Genomic DNA, 16,990 nt, shown 5'->3' with positions numbered 1-16,990 from the left:
AAGCCTTGGTTTCCTACAGAATACTAGATGATCAGGAACAGATGTAAGTATAATACTTACAACAAATTAATAAAAGAATATAGTGTCTAAATATATATAAGGTAAGTAAAAATCATTTCCTTAAATACAAATCCCCCACCATATCCTGCTTCTAATGACAAAATCTATTTAATATTTAGCTTCATTAACAAGCTGCTTCATTGAGTTTAACTTTGCAGAAAGTTCGATAAACCAGTCCTCATCGCCAGTTGACAATGCTAAGTCTATTAGAAAAAGAATCTGTTCCTTGTTTACCACTTTAGAAATCGGCAATTTCTTAACCTGTTTAAGTGAAATGGATATTTTTTTGCCAATTGTTTCAACAGCTTCACATTTAATGACTGATACTCTTACTGTACCTTTGAGAAAATCCAGTGATTCTATATAACCAATGATTATTTCTCCATCCTGTAACTTTCCTTTTATCCAATCACCTGTTTTTAAATTGGCCTGATTATTCATTGACATGTTTTTTTACCTTCTTACATGATTTTAAATTATTAAAATTTGAACATCCTTCTCTTTTATAGATACATCGAATGGAACTGTAATTTTTTTTATTGCATTTATATCAAAAAGCAGCATGCGAAGATTAATCCTTTGCAGCTACCTATGATTCTTGATTAATTATGTCCACAACCTCTTTTATCGTATAATCCTTCAAAAACGTACCAAGATGTTTTTCTGCACCTGTAAAAATTGTAAAAAGGACATGCTGCATGTTTTTGCCTACAATACATTGCTTATTTGATTCAGGACATTTAGGCTGAAGGGCACCTTCAGAAGTAATCATATATATATCCCAAAGACTCACTTCACTTAAATCTAGTGCAAAAATAAATCCGCCACCTGTTCCTTCTTTTGATTTAATAAATCCATGTTTTTTTAACAAACTTAGCACTTTACGAATACGAACCGGATGGACACCAGCACTCTCAGAAATAGCATCACTTGTTGCCATTCGGTCATGCTGTAAAGCAAGATATGTTAAACTATGAACAGCAAGAGTAAAGTCACTATTCATGGCCTGCCTCCTTGTGACTAGTCTTTGTATTTTTCACATAATTTAGATGATGATTAACACACTGTAATACTAAATGTTACAGATTAGATTATCAAGAATAATTGATTTTAGGCCTATAAATATTCTCAAACTATTTCATTAGTTGACAGCTCTTTGCGTATTTATGTTCACAAATGTTCGCAGCTTGCGTGGAAGAAAGCGACGAATCTCTTCTTCGTTATATCCAACTTGCAATCTTTTTTCGTCCTGGATAATTGGACGACGTAACATTTGTGGGTGCTTCATGATTAAAGCATAAAATTCGTAAAGTGGTAGAGAGTCAATACCTACATTTAATTCTTGAAACGTTTTTGAATTAGTAGAAATAATCTCAGTAGTCCCTTCTTCAGTCAAGCGAAGAATCGATTTAATCTCATCAATTGTAAGTGGCTGAGATATAATGTTTCTTTCAACATAGTCTATTTGATGTTCCTCAAGCCAAGTTTTAGCTTTTCGGCAAGATGTACAGCTTGGTGTTGTAAATAGATTTACCTGGATCGGCTACACTTAGTTAGACAGAAATTTTAAGGTCAAGTAGAATTAACTATACTAATCAGTTATGAGGAGAATCTACATGACAAAAAAAGTACGTCGAACGTTTACCGAAGAATTTAAGCAACAGATCGTGCAGCTATATCAGAATGGAAAGCCTCGTAAAGACATCATTCGAGAATATGAGTTAACACCATCTTCGCTTGATAAGTGGATTAATCAAAGTAAGTCCTCTGGTTCCTTCAAAGAAAAGGATAACCTCAGCCCCGAACAGAAAGAGCTGCAGGAACTTAGGAAACGTAATAAGCAATTAGAGATGGAGAATGATATTTTAAAGCAAGCCGCGCTGATACTAGGACGAAAGTAAATGTGATTAAGAACAACCAGCATAAATACTCGATATCAGCAATGTGTAAGGTCCTACAACTCCCTAGAAGTACGTATTATTATGAAGCAAAAGAACGAAAGAATGAAGATGATATAACTTCAGACATCATAGAAATTTTCCATCAAAGCCGCCAAAATTATGGTGCGAGAAAGATAAAGCATGAGCTAAAGAAAAGAGGGAAATTGGTTTCTCGTCGTCGAATCGGCAGAATTATGAACGAACAAGGACTTGTTTCAGCTTATACTGTAGCTCAATTTAAACCCCATAAGGATAAACCAAATGAAAGTGATCAAGCGAATGAGTTAAATCGTGAATTTACACAAGAGGAAGAATTGACTGTCGTGGTCAGCGACCTAACTTATGTAAGAGTCAACAGAAAATGGTATTACATATGTGTATTTGTTGATCTCTTTAATCGGGAGATCGTTGGATTTAGTACAGGTGAGAACAAAGATGCTTTACTAGTTTATCGAGCTCTATCGTCAATAAAAGGTAATTTACATACGGTTCAAATGTTCCATACTGACCGAGGAAGAGAATATAAGAACCAAGTCATTGATGAGGCCCTAGAAACGTTTAACATCAAGCGATCTCTAAGTTTGAAAGGCTGTCCGTATGATAATGCAGTAGCAAAAGCAACATTCAAAATCATCAAAACAGAGTTCGTAAAGAAACGTCATTTTGATAGCTTAGAAGATTTACAAAGAGAGTTTACAGATTATGTGCACTGGTTTAACCATCTACGCATCCACGGTACTTTAGATTATTTAAGTCCAGTGGAATACAAATTTACGCACCTTAAGAAAACTGTCTAGTTTAGTGTTGACAATCCATCTTGAAACGCTTCCTCTTTATTTACATCGGGAAAAACTGCGCTTTGGCTGAGAACTTTTTCCTCACCACTAGCAACCTTTGAATTTAACTCCTCGACTTTTTTTCTTGCTAACGCTTCCTGCGAATCTGTTTTAGCCTTTATTTCTGCCTTTGTATCTATGTTTTTTTCTGTGGCACTACTAATATACAATCCTGTTCCTACTGTTAAAGAGAGGACTCCTATTGTAATTGCTGTCTTCCTAATATTCATTGACGTTCCTCCCTTTAGTAAATATAATTAAATCCAGCTTTATCTGATGATTGCATGTATCTCACACCACTATCATAACCATACATTAGCTTTTTGTTATTATAACCTTCGTATAAATCGTCTAAGCCAAACACATGTCCAATTTCATGAGCTGCGACAGTAGTCCAACTATTTGCAGATTTAGCACTGTTAAATTGAATCCTCCATCTAGCTGGATGGTCATTACTGACACTATAAACTGTTCTTCTGGCAACCCATGTTGCTGAAGAAGAAGAATAATTTTCAATGAAATTTTGGGTATTCCCTACAGAAACCTCACTAATGGAAAATTTACTGCCTGATTCACTTCTAAATTTACTAGCACCACTCTTAAATCGACTTTCCCAAGTATCAGTAGTGGCTTCAAAATATTTTGTACTTGTACTCGGCCAATGAGAGCCAACATATTTCCATCCTTTACTTTCAGAACCAGCATTAGGTAGATTATGAGCTGACACACTGTTGATCCCGGTGAATAATGAAGTTGTAACTATTAATCCTAAGACAATTTTCTTCAATATATTACCTCCTGTTGTTATTTTATACAAAATTATAATACAATTTATCTATTTATTTTACAAATATTTTTAAAATTTAAATTATTTTAACAAAAGAAGGTAACAAAAGAGGGTATATTATCCCTCTTTTGTTACCTTCTTTAATAATTGTTTTTTGTTATCTTTATCTTCAACAATAATATATTCTTCTGTTCCCTTGACTGAATAGATTTTTGTACCAACTTCATAATAGTTTGATTGATTATTTTCTGGCATCTCATTCGCTTTTGTTTTCTTTTCTACCGTACCAATCTGTTCTCCTATTTCTTTACTTTTATCTAATTTATCCTCAGTTCCGTTATATTCGTTATTTTGAACTACAATAATTACAGCAGAACTTCCTTTGTCAGTACCTGTACTTTCCTGATTACATGCAGTTAATATAACTAAATAAGCTATTGACAGAAAAATAATCAATTTTTTCATATTGGCCTCCAAAGATTATTTTATGGAATATATTATATATTCTACCTTTTATTGTTTTTATAAACAATTGATTTTTTGAATATTTAATATATTAACATCCTAATATGCTGCTCTTCACTTATATAAAACGAGATTTTGCATAGTAAAGCCTTGTTCTTTCCTAAATTAATATTTTCTACGATTTAAAGGTCTTTCCGTAGCAGAGGAGATTCCCCAAAAATCCTTCATTGAGCGAATAGCCCACAACTTAAAGGAAATATCCTTATATCGCCAATACGCCACTCCTGTTGGTCTATTCTTGGCCTCATGGTCTAAGCTTACCTTCGCCAGTAAGAGATTAGGTCCTATGCCTGCCCTAGCTGTCAGGCGTGTCTTATGATAAATTTCGTCGATAATCTTGTGAGCTAATTCTTCTGGTGTACGAGCAAATAGATGCAACGCAGCTGTCGCATCAATAAACAATTCATCAATGCTATACGCATGAAAGCCTTCAGGAGCAACATCCTGTAACACCAAACTAGAAATATAATTCGAAGCCTTGATATATCTCTCCATTATCGCTTATAAATTTCCTTGTTAATAACAAAAGTTTTTATTAAGTCGGATAGGAAGACAATCTAATGAATACTTTCTTAACCAATCAAATTTAAATTGAGCATTTCATTCTCTTTTTTAAATAAAATACGTTCATAAAAGTGTATGACATTAAGTGGACGTTCGTAATTTATTTTTGAATTTAAACGAACGATAAAAATAATAAATTTTCTATCCAAAAGAAAAGTCCGTAAAAGTATACTTTTTTGAACTATCTTCATTCATAAAAGTAATTGAACAAACTTATTTTTCTTAATTTAAGTTTTACCTTTTACATTTAGAAGGAGATAAATGAAAGTTTGACTACAAAATAGGTAATATACAAACTTATTTTGAATAAGATACTTCAACTATTGCTCTTATATACTAAAAATAGAAAGTGATGCTAGACTAAAAAGTAGACACAGATTGTTATAATAAAAATAAAAACTATAACGAGGTGTCGAGATGCCAAGAGGTACTGGTAAAAGATATGATGAAGCATTTAAAAAAGAAACAGTAAAGTATATTGCAGAAAACAACAAGTCTGTGGCTCAAGTAGCTAGAGAAATGGATGTTAATGAGAATACTTTATATAACTGGATAAAGAAATATGGCCAAGAACCCGAGGTGAAGTCTGTTCAATCCTTCTCCTCTGCAGAAGCTGAAGTAAGAGCACTGCGAAAGGAAATGCGTGATCTCAAGGAGGAGAATGAAATCTTAAAAAAGGCGATGCACTACTTCGCGAAAGACCCTCGGTAAAGTATGAATTCATTTATGAAAATCGCTCCCAATTCCGAGTGGAGAAGATGTGCATTGTTTTGGGAGTTTCCAAGAGTGGATACTTTAAATGGTTAAATCGACCGATTAGTGAAAGACAGAAGAAGCATGAAAAACTCTCACACGAGATATTAAAGACTCACCTTGAATTCAAGCAACGTTATGGCAGTGTTAAAATTACGAAAACACTAAAAAAGCGTGGTGTTAAAGTAAGTGAGCGTACAGTCTCCCGAATAATGACAAAGAACCACTGGAAGTCTTGTACAGTCAAAAAGTACAAGGCTACGACCAATTCGAGGCATCATCACCCAGTAAGTGAAAACGTCTTAAATCGACAGTTTAAAGCGAGTAAACCAAACCAGTTCTGGGTTACGGATATCACTTATATTCCAACGAATGAGGGCTGGTTGTATTTGGCGACCGTAATGGATTTATATTCTCGTAAGATAATAGGATGGGCCATGGATAAAAAAATGACCAAAGAATTAGTTATCTCTGCGTTAAAGATGGCTTACAAACGCCAAAAACCTGGGAATGGGGTGGTCCATCATTCAGATCGCGGTGTTCAATATGCTTCTTGTGAATATCAAAATCTATTAAAAAAGTACAATATGACTGGCAGCATGAGCCGGAAAGGAAATTGTTACGACAACGCTTGTATTGAGTCCTTTCATGAGATTCTAAAACGAGAGCTTGTTTACCAAACAAAGTATAAAACGAGAGAAGAAGCAAAGAAGTCACTATTTGAATACATTGAGTTCTTTTACAATTCCAAGCGAATTCATTCGACATTGGGGTATTGCACACCGAATGAATTTGAACAAATGTACAGGAAATTCGCAGCTTGATTTCTCCTTCATAAAAAAGTTTAAATCTTTATAAATTTAAACTTTTTTATGAAGGCTACCAAGCGAAAGTGCGGTAGAAATCTGTGTCTATTTTCTTGACGTAGTATCACAATCCCAAATTAAGTCTTTTTTTAATTACTTTGTCACTTATTGAATTTCCATTATTCGTCCTTAAATTTCAAATGTAAAATGAGACTTTCTAAACTATTGGCTATCTTTTTGTACTCATTTAACTCAAAATCTTCAACAAAAATCTCACCTGTATTGTTGTTTACTACTAATAACATCCCATTTGATTCATAACCGATTGGTATATACTTAAAAGTAAATTCTTTAGATTCTACATAGTCTTTAACAAGCGAAATGAAATAATCTGGTTCAATTCCTGGAATAACAGGGTGTAAATTAACGTTATAAGAAGAAATCCAGCCTGTTAATTCTAAAAACCAATACGAATTAAAATACTCCTTAACTGAATTATGTAACTGAACATTATATTGACCTTCAATTTCATCGAAGTTAAATTTCATACTCTTCTCCATTGGTTTCCAAGAAATATATCCATATTCGTCTTCTGTACCGGAGTATATAAATTCAGCCACATCTTCGTTCCATACTATTTTAGGTAATGAATTATTGTATTCCATCCATTTATCTACAAATCTTTCAAAATAAGCTTTTATAACCTCTTTCATATTGGAAATCACTCCTTAATAAATTTCTGTAATAACTCTGAGTAAACTTTATCTTTCCCCCATATTCCTGCTTCTTTTTCTATATTATGAATTCCACCGGAACCTGGATGTAATTTTTAAGGCACTGGAAACGCTTGTCCACCTCCACCAATATGGTGATGAATTAATTTGTCTCCTTTAACACCTTTAAAATCATACTGGGAGAAATATTCCCTAAATACCTTATCATTAACTGGACTATCGGTAAACGGATTCCTTCCCTCTATTATTGCTCTATTATTTGGGCTAAACGCTTCTGGGTGTCTATCAAGTAGTTCACTCCAAAAATACTTTAGATCACGTCTCCACCCCTCAGCATTAGTGTATTTTTCACCTTTTCCACCAAATGGCATCTCAACAACTGTACGTTAATCTGCAATATAAATTGGATCTATATTTTGAAGGTCCACACCACGATATGTTCTAATAGGGTCATTAATATCTTCTATCTTCTTAACCGTTCCTTTAGTACCCTCAGCAACCTTCTCATCCCTAACCTTCGTCCCAACCCCATGACCACCATCCACATGCTCAATAAACTGATACCCACCATTCCCCTTCACAGATCCAACACCTGGATACACTAAACGATTATCCAGCTTATTTAGACCCAAGTTCTGCAGAGCTGACTGCGTACGCACGTTAATGGCTGCGGCACCTTCATTCAGTTTCTTTGTGGCGGCACCGCTAATTCCTTATCTCTATAAATATGTTTCAAGTTCCATCCATTTTCTTTACAGTATACTTTAATTTCATCTTCTTGATATTTCAAGCTATAACCATCTCTTGCTTGTCCTTGTGTAGAAACTCGTATATACCCAACAACATTCAACTTTTCACCCTCCCGTTACATAAATTGTAATTTTCGTAACGTTTTTAAACGAATAGCGAGTATTATACGACCGTCTCTAGGAAAAATACAACCCAATATTTATGAGCCAAAGTAAATAAAAAACACTCTTATACGTTACCCATTATTTTTCTCCACGAGCATGTACGATCTCGTTAGTTAGTAGCCATTACATATCGTAAGTACCCCTGCCATGTAAAATGTCATCTCGCCTATTTATCGTACTTGTTATCTTATCCTACTTATAAAACCAAACTTCATGATGGTACTACCTTCATGAGTTATGAATTTCATAAGCATTTTTTATATTGTCTATAACTCACTAAAAAACACTTGATGCCCGATATGGCAATCAAGTGCTTTACAGCTAGCTATATGACTATTGTGAGTATTATTAATTTATGAAATTAAACTTCTTCTCCTTTTAATCAGTAGTTGTCCTTAAAAACTCTATACTAATTCTGTCAACTTTCATTTCAATATATTTATCCACTAATTCAGGATAATCAAAGAAATACTCATCTTCGTCCGTAAAAACTAATCCTGCATCAATTTTATCCTCATGTAACAAACCTCTTATATAATACTCATAACCCAAACCAATACGTTCTATTTCTTTCTTCTCTCCCTGGATTTCACGAATCATTAACTCATTTAAGATAGTAAATCCTATTGATACAGGATAACTTTTTCCTACTTCAATTTTATAAGGACAAATAAAAGCAAACCCTGTAAATTCAATACCCTCGATCTCAATTATCACTTCTTCCTCAATTTGCGGGTCAAGCCTTTTAACAAGAGCCGTATATACCATAAATAAATCCTCCCTTCCTACTCTGCTGGATTAATCACTGGAATATTTTCACCATTAATGGTCTTCCAAATCTTTTTGCCACTCTGAGTGTGGTAGGTCGTAATATCTCCGTTATTATTAGTACCTACAAATTCAAACTTTGCTTTACCATTTTTGTTATTTCCCATAAACTTGACATATCCTGTCCTTAGTTCACCTTTATATTCATACTTCACCTTTATGCCATTATTAATAACCTCTTTTGCACCTTCAAGATACTCGTCGGCATTTTTATATAATCCGTCAAATTCCTTCCCATGCTTATCAAAATGTCCTTCTAATTTAGCACGATCTGCAAACGCTGAAGGGCTTTTACCCGTACCCTTACCACTCTCATCCCTAACCTTCGTCCCAACCCCATTACCACCATCCACACGCTCAATAAACTGATACCCGCCATTCCCCTTCACAGATCCAACACCTGGATACGCTAAACGATTATCCAGTCCATTCAGACCCAAGTTCTGCAGAGCTGACTGCGTACGCACATGAATAGCTGCGGCACCTTCATTCAGTTTCTTCGTGGCGGCACCGCTGAGTTGTTCAAGCTTCGTCGTTTTTGCGAGCTTGTCCGCTCCTTTGGTGCCGACTATGCTCATGGCAACGTTAGCGGTTAGGTAGGAAAAGTAGTGGCCTCTGCTTTTTGCATCGCCGTTTATGACCTGTTCATTCCAGGAGTCTTTTATCTCATTACCGATGGTTTTAGCTACGCCTTTTGGATCATCCCAAACAGCTTTGACTCCTTCACCGATGCTTTCTGCTGTTTCGACTGGATGCTGGACCATATGTACGAGGTCATTCCACGTATCGACAACGGCATCTGTCGCTCCGCCAGCGACGCCATCCCAGCTTCGTTTTGTGACGTCTAGCGCGGTTTTTGTTCCTTGCTTGATGTTTTCAGCGCCGACTTTCCAGCTTTCTTTGGACACTTCGATGGCAAGCTTTGTGCTCACTTTCGCTTTTGCGAGACCGGCTGCTGCTTGGGATTGGACATCTGCCCACGTTTCGTGAGCTGTGTGCTTCAGTTCCTTTACGCCTTCTGAAACAGCTTGTACGCCGGTGTTCCAGCCCGTTTTTGTCGCGGTCCAAGCAGCTTCTGTTCCGTGGGTGACTTTGTCAACGCCTGCGTGAAAGCCATCCATTGTCTTATCCCATGCATGTTCGACCCCACTTGTGACGCTTCCCCAAGCCGCACCCCAAAATCCTTTTTCTTCTTTCTTCTTGGCATGTGGGTTTTCGCATACTTCAAGCGTGAAGCTTTCTTGCGCTTGAATGTTCTTTTGATTTTCGTAGGCTTTTCGCTCGGCTTCTTTGGCTTCCACATACGAAACGGCGCGGCTGTTGGCTTCCCCCTGCATGCCATACACTGGGCTTGCTTTATAGGCATCAAGGTCAAAGTAAAGAGGCGTCGCGTTCCCTGCTTGACTTGTGGAACTTGTGACGGCTTGAATGTTTTGGGTGACCATATTATAGAAGAATGACAGCCCTTTGTATTCTTGAACGAGATCCGCGTCTAGCTGATTCACGGCTTGGAGCGTATCCTTTCGCTCTTGTTCCGCTTCTTCTAGGTACTGATTGTACTTAGCACTTGAAAAGACGTTGAGCGGTAAGATATGGTCGATTGTATTAAAAATATCCTGCAGAGCGTTTTGCTGCTGGATAATCATTTCTTTAGCTTGCGTGTTTCCTTGATGAACATTTTGGTCTAGAAACGCTTCCGCTACAAACGTACTTCCTTCAAGCTCTGAAGTTCCCATTTTTGCTTCAATGGTTTCAAAAAAAGCTCGGTTTGTTTCAATTAAGTTCAGCCACTGATTAGCAATGTCTGCGTGGCTTTGATAAAAAGCTTTAATATTGTCTGCGCCTTTTCCTTGAAGATCCTCATCTAAAGCGGCGATTCGCTTAAACGCTTTTTGTAATACTAGTAATTGCTTTTCCATTTCGTTATATGAACTGATGCGCTCTTTTGCTGTCTCTAGCAGCGCGCTCGCATCATATACAGCGTTTTGCACTCCAAAAAGCTCCTCTCTATTATATACGTTTTCTACCTATCTTTCATCCTACGCCTTATCTGCGCGCCATCATCTCATCCTGCGCTTTCAGCTGTTTGAGGTTGCTTTCCGTATCCGCTATTTGCTTAGTCAGAAGCTGAACATAGTTCGTCATGAGCTGCTGGATTTCCATCTCTTGATTCTTCATCATCTCCGTGATTTCTAAACGATTGTCTCCAACGCTTTTCATTTCCTTTACGACGATGTTATCTTTCGCTGCCTTTAACGCGTTTAGCTCATTCATGACCGATTCATAGTTTAATTTAATCGTTTTTCCCATGCTTACAGCCTCCCTCTGATATGACTAATCTTTCGGTGCAGATCCTCCGCTGCTTCTTCTCCTTTATGTACAAGCGAACTCGCTTCTGTTGCCACGAAGCTCAGTCCGTTTAATAGAAGCTGTTGACTTTCAAGCTTCAGAATTGCCGAATCAATATCCGATAAGTAGTCTTCATATTCATCTTGTAAAATTCGCTTCAGCTCTTCTTTCGCACCTTCACGCTGTTCATCAAATGAAGTCGACCGCTTTCCTTTCCATCCTTCTCCAAGCTCTGGATTGGTTACTAAGCTCATATCGTTCATGGAGAGCGTTCTCTCTGACGTCACTTGCTGCTTGGCGGACTCCAACAATCGAATTTTTTCATTTACTTCCGCTGCTTGATGAGAAATCGTACTTGATAGCCCAGCAATAATCTTTGCGTAATCCACTGATCGCACCTCCGCACAGTATTTTTCCATATTTTATAGTATAAAATAACGAATATTGGTTCTAAATAGGAAGAACTTCTCTTTTTCTACTAATATCTGTGAGTTCAATGGAAATTTTTAGATAAAAGACCTATACATATTCCATTTTTTTCTTTGATCTTTTTTATTGACAAATAAAATACACTGTAACTATAATGGTTACAACGGTGGTGATAAGCAATGAAACAAATTAGCAGCCGATTCTCCATGGCCGTTCATACATTAACTCTAATTGCGGTCGCACCCAGTGAATGCACGGGCGACTTTATTGCAGGAAGCGTAAATACAAACCCTGTCGTCGTTCGAAGAATTATGAGCATGTTGAAAAAAGCTGGCTTAATTGACGTACGGGCAGGTGTTGGCGGAGCGTCGCTTTTGAAAGAACCGTCAGAAATTACCCTACTCGATGTTTACAAAGCAGTTGATGTGGTTGAAGATGGACAGTTGTTTAATATTCATGAACAGCCAAACATCTTATGCCCAGTGGGAAGAACGATTGAAGACTCTCTTTCTGCGGAGCTAAAAGAAGCTCAGGCTGCCATGGAAAAACGATTGAATGAAACGACCATTGGAATGATGATTGAAAAAGCACATGGTAACTAAAGCTCTTTTATGAGCTTTTTTTAAAACACTAGTTGTAACCATTTGAGTTATAACCAGTGTGGTTATATACACTAAATAAAGTGGAGGAATGAACAGATGAAAATGTTAGTTACAGGAGCAACAGGACAATTCGGTTCAATTGTAGTTGAAACTCTTTTACAAACGGTACCCGCAGAAAACCTAGCGGTGAGCGTGCGAAACCCTGAAAAGGCAGCGCACCTAAAAGCACAAGGAGTTGACGTGCGTCATGGTGATTTTGATCAACCCGAAACGCTTGCTGAAGCGTTCGCTGGCATTGATCGTTTACTGCTTGTATCAACAGACGGAGATAATAAAACGCGCATTCGTCAACATCAAGCTGCCGTTGAAGCTGCAAAGCAAGCGGGCGTTTCGTTCATCGCTTACACAAGCCTGGCAAAAGCAGACGAAAGCACTCTTTCTCTTGCAGAAGTGCATCGCGCAACGGAAAAAGCCATTAAGGAATCAGGCATTGCCTATTCTCTTCTTCGCAACAACTGGTACGTGGAAAATGAAGCGGGTACGGTTCAAGGCGTACTTCACGGAGCACCTTGGCTAAATCCAACAGGTGATGGAAAAATCAGCTGGGCGTTACGAAGCGACTATGCTCAGGCAGCAGCTGCTGTTTTAGCTGGAGAGGGTCACGAAAACACCGTATATGAACTAGCAGGCACGCCGCGCACTCAAAAAGAACTTGCCGCTATCGCAAGCAACGTGCTTCAAAAAGACGTGGAAGTCGTAAACGTAGACGATGCTGGGTTTAAGGAAGCGCTAAGCGGAGCTGGGTTACCAGGCTTTGTCGTTGACATGCTTGTTGAGATGCAAGAACCAATTCGTCAAGGCTCTCTCGATGTAGAAAGCACTGACTTAGAAAAACTGCTCGGTCGCAAAGCACAGCCGCTTGATGTGTTTGTTCAGGCATTGATGAATTAATAGGCACAACAAAAAGAGAACACATACCTTTTATTACAAACGTATTTATCATTAAAATAAAATGATATACAATTGATAAACCAAAAAAAGGATAGATGAACAGGATTAAAGTGTCTGTATTCATCTATTCTTTTTTGTACAACAAAGGATTTTATTGACCACAACACAATGATGATTGTCGCAGTATTATAAAGAAAAGAAGTGGTAACACTAGTGTATAATACTATCAATCTTTTTAGTGTAGGAATCATTACCGCCCCTTTAAAAACTAGAGAACAAGTATATTTATTATAAGAAACACTCCGCTAAACATATTTCAATATAGAAATGATTTCATCACTTTTTATTGATTAATCATTCTTCCTTACTTACCTATCTACTATGTAAGTCAATGTTATAAACTTTCCTTATGACTCTTACCGAACTATAAGCAGAAAAGATTACTGAAGCAATTATTCTGAACCACGACAATACCCCCCTACTCTATGAACCATTTAACTATATCAAATAATTTACCAATTTTTCAAAAAAACCATTCAAGAATATTCACTCTTATTTTTGGAACAATACAATTGACTGTACTAACAAATAAGGAGGTTAGTTAGAAATGGATCATCAACGATTAGCCAATCATGAATCACTGGATTTACATGAAGTTATAAATTTTAAAACGCTTTGCATAGCGAAATCTAAGCTAATGCAAGGACTCGTATTTGATGATGATTTAAGAGCCTTAATGAAAAAAGATGTGGAACAATCTATCAAAGCGCTTGAAGAATTACAGGTAGTTTATCAACGCGTACCGTTTGAAGCACCAGTTCCTCAAAACCGACCAACACCAATAATAAATTAACAAGGAGGCACTTTCATTGAATCAGGACTATCTAGACCCTATAAACGCGTTGCACATGCCAGAGCTAGCGGATACTACATTTGCGATGGATTTACTTCTTCGCTCCAAAGAAGGTGTACGCAATATTGCCACGGCATTAACGGAGACTGCATCGCCTGATGTTAGAACCCTCTTACGAAATCAATTAATGCAAGGTATTGCCATGCACCAAGAAATTACGGAATTAATGATCAATAAAAAATGGTTCCATCCATACGAACTAAGTGAACAGTATAAATTAGATCAACTCTCTGCCAACAATACATTGATGATTGGAAAAATGAATTTATTCCCGCTTGAAAGCAATAGAAAAGGGCTGTTTGACCGAACACCTGATGATCACTAACACTGGAGGCTGTATAGCATGAAGGCAGTAACGTATCAAGGTATTAAAAATATTGTAGTTAAAGAAGTGCCAGACCCAAAGATTGAAAAACGAGATGACATGATCATTAAAGTAACAAGTACAGCTATATGTGGGTCTGATTTACATTTAATTCACGGCATGATTCCTAACCTGCAAGAAAACTATGTTATTGGCCATGAGCCAATGGGAATCGTTGAAGAAGTTGGACCTGATGTGACTAAGGTAAAAAAAGGAGACCGAGTCATTATTCCTTTTAATATCGCATGCGGTGAATGTCTTTACTGTAAAAACCATTTGGAAAGCCAATGTGATAACTCGAATGATAATGGTGATATGGGTGCCTATTTCGGATATTCTGGTAACACGGGTGGCTACCCAGGTGGGCAAGCTGAATATTTAAGGGTGCCATTTGCTAATTTTACTCACTTCAAAATCCCAGAAACCTGTGAAGAACCTGATGAAAAGTTAACGGTGATTGCCGATGCGATGACTACTGGTTATTGGAGCGTTGACAATGCAGGCGTAAAGAATGGTGATACAGTTATTGTTCTTGGCTGTGGTCCCGTTGGTCTTTTCGCTCAAAAATTCTGTTGGCTAAAAGGTGCAAAGCGTGTCATTGCCGTAGATTATGTAGACTATCGCTTGCAACATGCCAAACGTACTAACAAAGTTGAAATTGTTAATTTTGAACACTTTGAAAATCCAGGAATGCATTTGAAAGAAATAACAAAAGGCGGCGCTGATGTTGTTATTGACGCAGTTGGTATGGACGCTAAAATGACTGACTTAGAATTCTTAGCGAGCGGAATGAAACTTCAAGGCGGAGCATTCGGTGCGTTTATTACGGCTTCACAAGCAGTGCGTAAAGGCGGCACAATTCAAGTGACAGGCGTTTACGGTGGCAAATATAATGGATTCCCAATGGGAGATATTATGAACCGAAACATTAATATTCGAACTGGACAAGCACCTGTGATTCACTATATGCCCTATATGTTTGAATTAGTTTCGACTGGAAAAATTGATCCAGGCGATGTCGTAAGTCATGTCCTTCCACTTAGTGAAGCAAAACGTGGCTATGAGATTTTCGATACGAAAACGGATGATTGTATAAAAGTCGTGTTGAAACCTTGAGAAAGGAGATAAAAAAATGAACTATGGCTTACATGAAGTTCTTGAGCTCCAAGAAATGGCGGCGTTTAAGACCACTTGTTTAACGAAATCTAAAACAATGAAAGCATTGGTTAATGATCCTTTATTAAAAGATATTATGCAGCAAGACATTGATGTATCTACGAGACAATTACAAGAATACGCTTCGATTCTTTCCAACGTTAAGCAGTGAATTAGGAGGTGAATGACTATGAATGGAATCATTGAATCTTTAACTGGCATGGACGCACTGTCTGATCAAGTCGTTGCAATGGATTTGCTCATTTCAGCTAAAAGCGGCGTTAGAAATTATGCCATGGCCGTTACGGACGCAGGAACGCCAGAAATTAAAGAAATGCTCACTCTCCATTTAGTGGAAGCTCTTGATATGCATGAACGAATTTCCACATATATGATGGAAAAAGGATGGTACCACGCTTGGGATATGAACGAGCAGGTAAGTTTGAATTTAAACAACATTAATACAGTATTAAAATTACCTACATTATAAAAAATACCGAGGAACAGTTTAGCACTCTCCACTAAACTGTTCCTCAGTATTTTGTGAAAGGAAATACAATTAATACCTCCTGCTGACTTCTGTTTGTTTTACACGATGTAATTTGGAACCTTAAAGATAAGATGCTGTTCTTTTACTAAAAACATGTAATCACTTACTTTCCATTTTCAAACGTCACTCTCTTTTTTTCTATGCCCAAAGCTTAAAAATCTTCCCTCTCTTCACCGCTTCCGGCTCTTCCATCTCAAGCGCCATTCCTTCAATGACTGCTTCTGCATTTTCCATAAACGTATAGAGCTGGCCCGTTCCGTACTGGTCGGAAATGACGTCATAAGCTTTTGAAAGAGAATAGTCCCAATACGTGCGCTCGTCTACGCCTGATGCGATGACGTGAGCGAGTCGGTGCTTGATAAAGGTTGAAGCAGATTTACGCGCTTGCTTTCCGTTGAGCCCTAGGATACTTCCAGCGCTAAGCTGAGTTACAAATCCTTTTTTTACAAGATCGTATAGTTTATCTGGGTGCTGTTGAAAGACTGGGTGACGTTCAGGTGCTTGTAAGATTGGTACGATTCCTTGAAGCTGCAGGTCGTAGAGTACGCTATCGAGATTCGTTGGTAGCGTATGATAAGGTAGAGACATTAATAGATATTTGTCCGTATGGCTCAGTGTAAGAAGCTTTTGTTTTTCATAGTTTTTAAGTAGCTGAGGCGAGGCGGGTACGAGCTGCCCCGGCAAAACGCGAAGCGGAATAAGGGCTTCTTCTAGCCAATCGTTGGCGGCGCTCGCATACAAAATAAGTTCATGGCGCGTCACGTCGGACTCTTCCCAAAACAGCGGAGTGGCGACGACGGAATGAACGCCTTTTTTCACAAGCGAACGCGCCATATTCGTAAACGTCTGCACATCTCTTGGTCCATTATCAATGTTCGGCAAAATAAAGGTTTGAAGATCAATCATTGAACGATGCCCTCCTCCACAAAT

The 16,990-nt window shown here is 37.6% G+C and carries 24 protein-coding genes and 1 pseudogene; 9 read left to right on the top strand and 16 right to left on the bottom strand.

The window, feature by feature from the left end; genetic code table 11:
- Window positions 1-168 precede the first annotated feature (168 nt).
- The 3 genes from LZP85_RS04295 to spxA all read right to left on the bottom strand — a co-directional run bounded on the left by LZP85_RS04295 (window position 169) and on the right by spxA (window position 1,600).
- Window positions 169-507 (bottom strand): IDEAL domain-containing protein, encoded by a 339-nt coding sequence (locus LZP85_RS04295; protein ID WP_206782790.1) that lies wholly within the window; start codon window positions 505-507, stop codon window positions 169-171.
- Between the two features lie 142 nt (window positions 508-649).
- Window positions 650-1,063, bottom strand: a complete 414-nt coding sequence (locus tag LZP85_RS04290) for an RrF2 family transcriptional regulator (protein ID WP_206782791.1) — start codon at window positions 1,061-1,063, stop codon at window positions 650-652.
- 138 nt (window positions 1,064-1,201) lie between these two features.
- Window positions 1,202-1,600, bottom strand: a complete 399-nt coding sequence (gene spxA, locus LZP85_RS04285; RefSeq protein WP_206782801.1) for a transcriptional regulator SpxA — start codon at window positions 1,598-1,600, stop codon at window positions 1,202-1,204.
- A 76-nt stretch (window positions 1,601-1,676) separates the two neighbouring features.
- Between spxA and LZP85_RS04280 the strand changes: the two genes are divergently transcribed.
- Window positions 1,677-2,797, top strand: a protein-coding gene (locus LZP85_RS04280; protein WP_226639046.1) for an IS3 family transposase whose coding sequence is annotated in 2 segments (ribosomal slippage) — window positions 1,677-1,926 and window positions 1,926-2,797 — 1,122 coding nt in all. Because the reading frame shifts where the segments join, the coding sequence is not laid out codon by codon here.
- Here LZP85_RS04280 and LZP85_RS04275 read toward each other — a convergent pair.
- The 4 genes from LZP85_RS04275 to LZP85_RS04260 form a co-directional block, all read right to left on the bottom strand.
- Window positions 2,794-3,066: a hypothetical protein gene (locus tag LZP85_RS04275; protein WP_206833434.1), complete on the bottom strand. Its 273-nt coding sequence runs from the start codon at window positions 3,064-3,066 to the stop codon at window positions 2,794-2,796. The genes LZP85_RS04280 and LZP85_RS04275 overlap by 4 nt on opposite strands.
- 14 nt (window positions 3,067-3,080) lie before the next feature.
- Window positions 3,081-3,623, bottom strand: coding sequence for a zinc metalloprotease (locus LZP85_RS04270; RefSeq protein WP_098279016.1), 543 nt, complete (start codon window positions 3,621-3,623; stop codon window positions 3,081-3,083).
- A 117-nt stretch (window positions 3,624-3,740) separates the two neighbouring features.
- Window positions 3,741-4,088: a hypothetical protein gene (locus tag LZP85_RS04265; protein WP_098813364.1), complete on the bottom strand. Its 348-nt coding sequence runs from the start codon at window positions 4,086-4,088 to the stop codon at window positions 3,741-3,743.
- A 165-nt stretch (window positions 4,089-4,253) separates the two neighbouring features.
- A complete protein-coding gene (locus LZP85_RS04260) occupies window positions 4,254-4,643 on the bottom strand; it encodes a Y-family DNA polymerase (protein WP_226639044.1) in 390 nt (129 codons plus the stop codon).
- A 486-nt stretch (window positions 4,644-5,129) separates the two neighbouring features.
- Here LZP85_RS04260 and LZP85_RS04255 point away from each other — a divergent pair.
- Window positions 5,130-6,289, top strand: a protein-coding gene (locus LZP85_RS04255; RefSeq protein WP_267965683.1) for an IS3 family transposase whose coding sequence is annotated in 2 segments (ribosomal slippage) — window positions 5,130-5,391 and window positions 5,391-6,289 — 1,161 coding nt in all. Because the reading frame shifts where the segments join, the coding sequence is not laid out codon by codon here.
- Window positions 6,290-6,450: 161 nt separating this feature from the next.
- On the opposite strand, the gene LZP85_RS04250 is transcribed toward LZP85_RS04255, so the two are convergent.
- The 8 genes and pseudogenes from LZP85_RS04250 to LZP85_RS04215 all read right to left on the bottom strand — a co-directional run bounded on the left by LZP85_RS04250 (window position 6,451) and on the right by LZP85_RS04215 (window position 11,485).
- Window positions 6,451-6,984: a SecY-interacting protein Syd gene (locus tag LZP85_RS04250; protein ID WP_062687327.1), complete on the bottom strand. Its 534-nt coding sequence runs from the start codon at window positions 6,982-6,984 to the stop codon at window positions 6,451-6,453.
- 116 nt (window positions 6,985-7,100) lie between these two features.
- Window positions 7,101-7,376: a hypothetical protein gene (locus LZP85_RS04245; protein ID WP_224840021.1), complete on the bottom strand. Its 276-nt coding sequence runs from the start codon at window positions 7,374-7,376 to the stop codon at window positions 7,101-7,103.
- A 15-nt stretch (window positions 7,377-7,391) separates the two neighbouring features.
- Window positions 7,392-7,664 (bottom strand): hypothetical protein, encoded by a 273-nt coding sequence (locus LZP85_RS04240; protein WP_226639605.1) that lies wholly within the window; start codon window positions 7,662-7,664, stop codon window positions 7,392-7,394.
- Window positions 7,665-7,855 (bottom strand): annotated as a pseudogene (locus tag LZP85_RS04235) (recombinase family protein); the annotation flags it as partial.
- Between the two features lie 442 nt (window positions 7,856-8,297).
- Window positions 8,298-8,687 carry a hypothetical protein gene (locus LZP85_RS04230; protein WP_078990065.1) on the bottom strand — a complete coding sequence of 130 codons (390 nt, stop codon included), beginning with the start codon at window positions 8,685-8,687 and terminating at the stop codon, window positions 8,298-8,300.
- 17 nt (window positions 8,688-8,704) lie between these two features.
- The gene (locus tag LZP85_RS04225; RefSeq protein WP_234562044.1) at window positions 8,705-10,738 is read right to left on the bottom strand and encodes an LXG domain-containing protein; all 2,034 of its coding nucleotides are present in this window, start codon (window positions 10,736-10,738) and stop codon (window positions 8,705-8,707) included.
- A 55-nt stretch (window positions 10,739-10,793) separates the two neighbouring features.
- Complete coding sequence (locus LZP85_RS04220; RefSeq protein WP_061784862.1) at window positions 10,794-11,057, bottom strand: DUF5344 family protein; 264 nt, start codon at window positions 11,055-11,057, stop codon at window positions 10,794-10,796.
- 2 nt (window positions 11,058-11,059) lie between these two features.
- A complete protein-coding gene (locus LZP85_RS04215; RefSeq protein WP_206782207.1) occupies window positions 11,060-11,485 on the bottom strand; it encodes a translation initiation factor eIF-2B alpha/beta/delta subunit family protein in 426 nt (141 codons plus the stop codon).
- A gap of 219 nt (window positions 11,486-11,704) precedes the next feature.
- On the opposite strand from LZP85_RS04215, the gene LZP85_RS04210 reads away from it, so the two are divergent.
- The 7 genes from LZP85_RS04210 (at window position 11,705) to LZP85_RS04180 (ending at window position 16,000) form a co-directional block, all read left to right on the top strand.
- Entirely contained in the window at window positions 11,705-12,127 is a 423-nt protein-coding gene (locus LZP85_RS04210) for an Rrf2 family transcriptional regulator (protein ID WP_226639589.1), read from the top strand.
- Window positions 12,128-12,223: 96 nt separating this feature from the next.
- Entirely contained in the window at window positions 12,224-13,078 is an 855-nt protein-coding gene (locus LZP85_RS04205) for an SDR family oxidoreductase (protein ID WP_119543683.1), read from the top strand.
- Between the two features lie 607 nt (window positions 13,079-13,685).
- A complete protein-coding gene (locus tag LZP85_RS04200; protein ID WP_061784865.1) occupies window positions 13,686-13,931 on the top strand; it encodes a beta/alpha barrel domain-containing protein in 246 nt (81 codons plus the stop codon).
- Window positions 13,932-13,947: 16 nt separating this feature from the next.
- Window positions 13,948-14,316 (top strand): spore coat protein, encoded by a 369-nt coding sequence (locus LZP85_RS04195; RefSeq protein WP_025909580.1) that lies wholly within the window; start codon window positions 13,948-13,950, stop codon window positions 14,314-14,316.
- 18 nt (window positions 14,317-14,334) lie between these two features.
- Window positions 14,335-15,471 carry a zinc-dependent alcohol dehydrogenase gene (locus LZP85_RS04190; RefSeq protein ID WP_061784866.1) on the top strand — a complete coding sequence of 379 codons (1,137 nt, stop codon included), beginning with the start codon at window positions 14,335-14,337 and terminating at the stop codon, window positions 15,469-15,471.
- Window positions 15,472-15,487: 16 nt separating this feature from the next.
- Entirely contained in the window at window positions 15,488-15,682 is a 195-nt protein-coding gene (locus LZP85_RS04185; RefSeq protein WP_025909582.1) for a hypothetical protein, read from the top strand.
- Window positions 15,683-15,700: 18 nt separating this feature from the next.
- Complete coding sequence (locus LZP85_RS04180; protein WP_061784867.1) at window positions 15,701-16,000, top strand: spore coat protein; 300 nt, start codon at window positions 15,701-15,703, stop codon at window positions 15,998-16,000.
- 198 nt (window positions 16,001-16,198) lie between these two features.
- On the opposite strand, the gene LZP85_RS04175 is transcribed toward LZP85_RS04180, so the two are convergent.
- Window positions 16,199-16,966 carry a tyrosine-protein phosphatase gene (locus LZP85_RS04175; protein WP_234562042.1) on the bottom strand — a complete coding sequence of 256 codons (768 nt, stop codon included), beginning with the start codon at window positions 16,964-16,966 and terminating at the stop codon, window positions 16,199-16,201.
- Window positions 16,967-16,990 lie beyond the last annotated feature (24 nt).

The sequence above is a fragment of the Priestia flexa genome (assembly GCF_021441905.1).
GTDB lineage: Bacteria > Bacillota > Bacilli > Bacillales > Bacillaceae_H > Priestia > Priestia flexa.
Note: the sequence above shows the minus strand (reverse complement) of the source record. Positions and strands in the feature narration are given on the sequence as shown.

Coding starts and splice junctions, on each gene's coding strand:
- LZP85_RS04295 (WP_206782790.1), bottom strand. CDS start 507: ATGTCAATGAATAATCAGGCCAATTTAAAAACAGGTGATTGGATAAAA.
- LZP85_RS04290 (WP_206782791.1), bottom strand. CDS start 1,063: ATGAATAGTGACTTTACTCTTGCTGTTCATAGTTTAACATATCTTGCT.
- LZP85_RS04275 (WP_206833434.1), bottom strand. CDS start 3,066: ATGAATATTAGGAAGACAGCAATTACAATAGGAGTCCTCTCTTTAACA.
- LZP85_RS04265 (WP_098813364.1), bottom strand. CDS start 4,088: ATGAAAAAATTGATTATTTTTCTGTCAATAGCTTATTTAGTTATATTA.
- LZP85_RS04260 (WP_226639044.1), bottom strand. CDS start 4,643: ATGGAGAGATATATCAAGGCTTCGAATTATATTTCTAGTTTGGTGTTA.
- LZP85_RS04250 (WP_062687327.1), bottom strand. CDS start 6,984: ATGAAAGAGGTTATAAAAGCTTATTTTGAAAGATTTGTAGATAAATGG.
- LZP85_RS04245 (WP_224840021.1), bottom strand. CDS start 7,376: ATGCCATTTGGTGGAAAAGGTGAAAAATACACTAATGCTGAGGGGTGG.
- LZP85_RS04230 (WP_078990065.1), bottom strand. CDS start 8,687: ATGGTATATACGGCTCTTGTTAAAAGGCTTGACCCGCAAATTGAGGAA.
- LZP85_RS04220 (WP_061784862.1), bottom strand. CDS start 11,057: ATGGGAAAAACGATTAAATTAAACTATGAATCGGTCATGAATGAGCTA.
- LZP85_RS04210 (WP_226639589.1), top strand. CDS start 11,705: ATGAAACAAATTAGCAGCCGATTCTCCATGGCCGTTCATACATTAACT.
- LZP85_RS04205 (WP_119543683.1), top strand. CDS start 12,224: ATGAAAATGTTAGTTACAGGAGCAACAGGACAATTCGGTTCAATTGTA.
- LZP85_RS04200 (WP_061784865.1), top strand. CDS start 13,686: ATGGATCATCAACGATTAGCCAATCATGAATCACTGGATTTACATGAA.
- LZP85_RS04190 (WP_061784866.1), top strand. CDS start 14,335: ATGAAGGCAGTAACGTATCAAGGTATTAAAAATATTGTAGTTAAAGAA.
- LZP85_RS04185 (WP_025909582.1), top strand. CDS start 15,488: ATGAACTATGGCTTACATGAAGTTCTTGAGCTCCAAGAAATGGCGGCG.
- LZP85_RS04180 (WP_061784867.1), top strand. CDS start 15,701: ATGAATGGAATCATTGAATCTTTAACTGGCATGGACGCACTGTCTGAT.
- LZP85_RS04175 (WP_234562042.1), bottom strand. CDS start 16,966: ATGATTGATCTTCAAACCTTTATTTTGCCGAACATTGATAATGGACCA.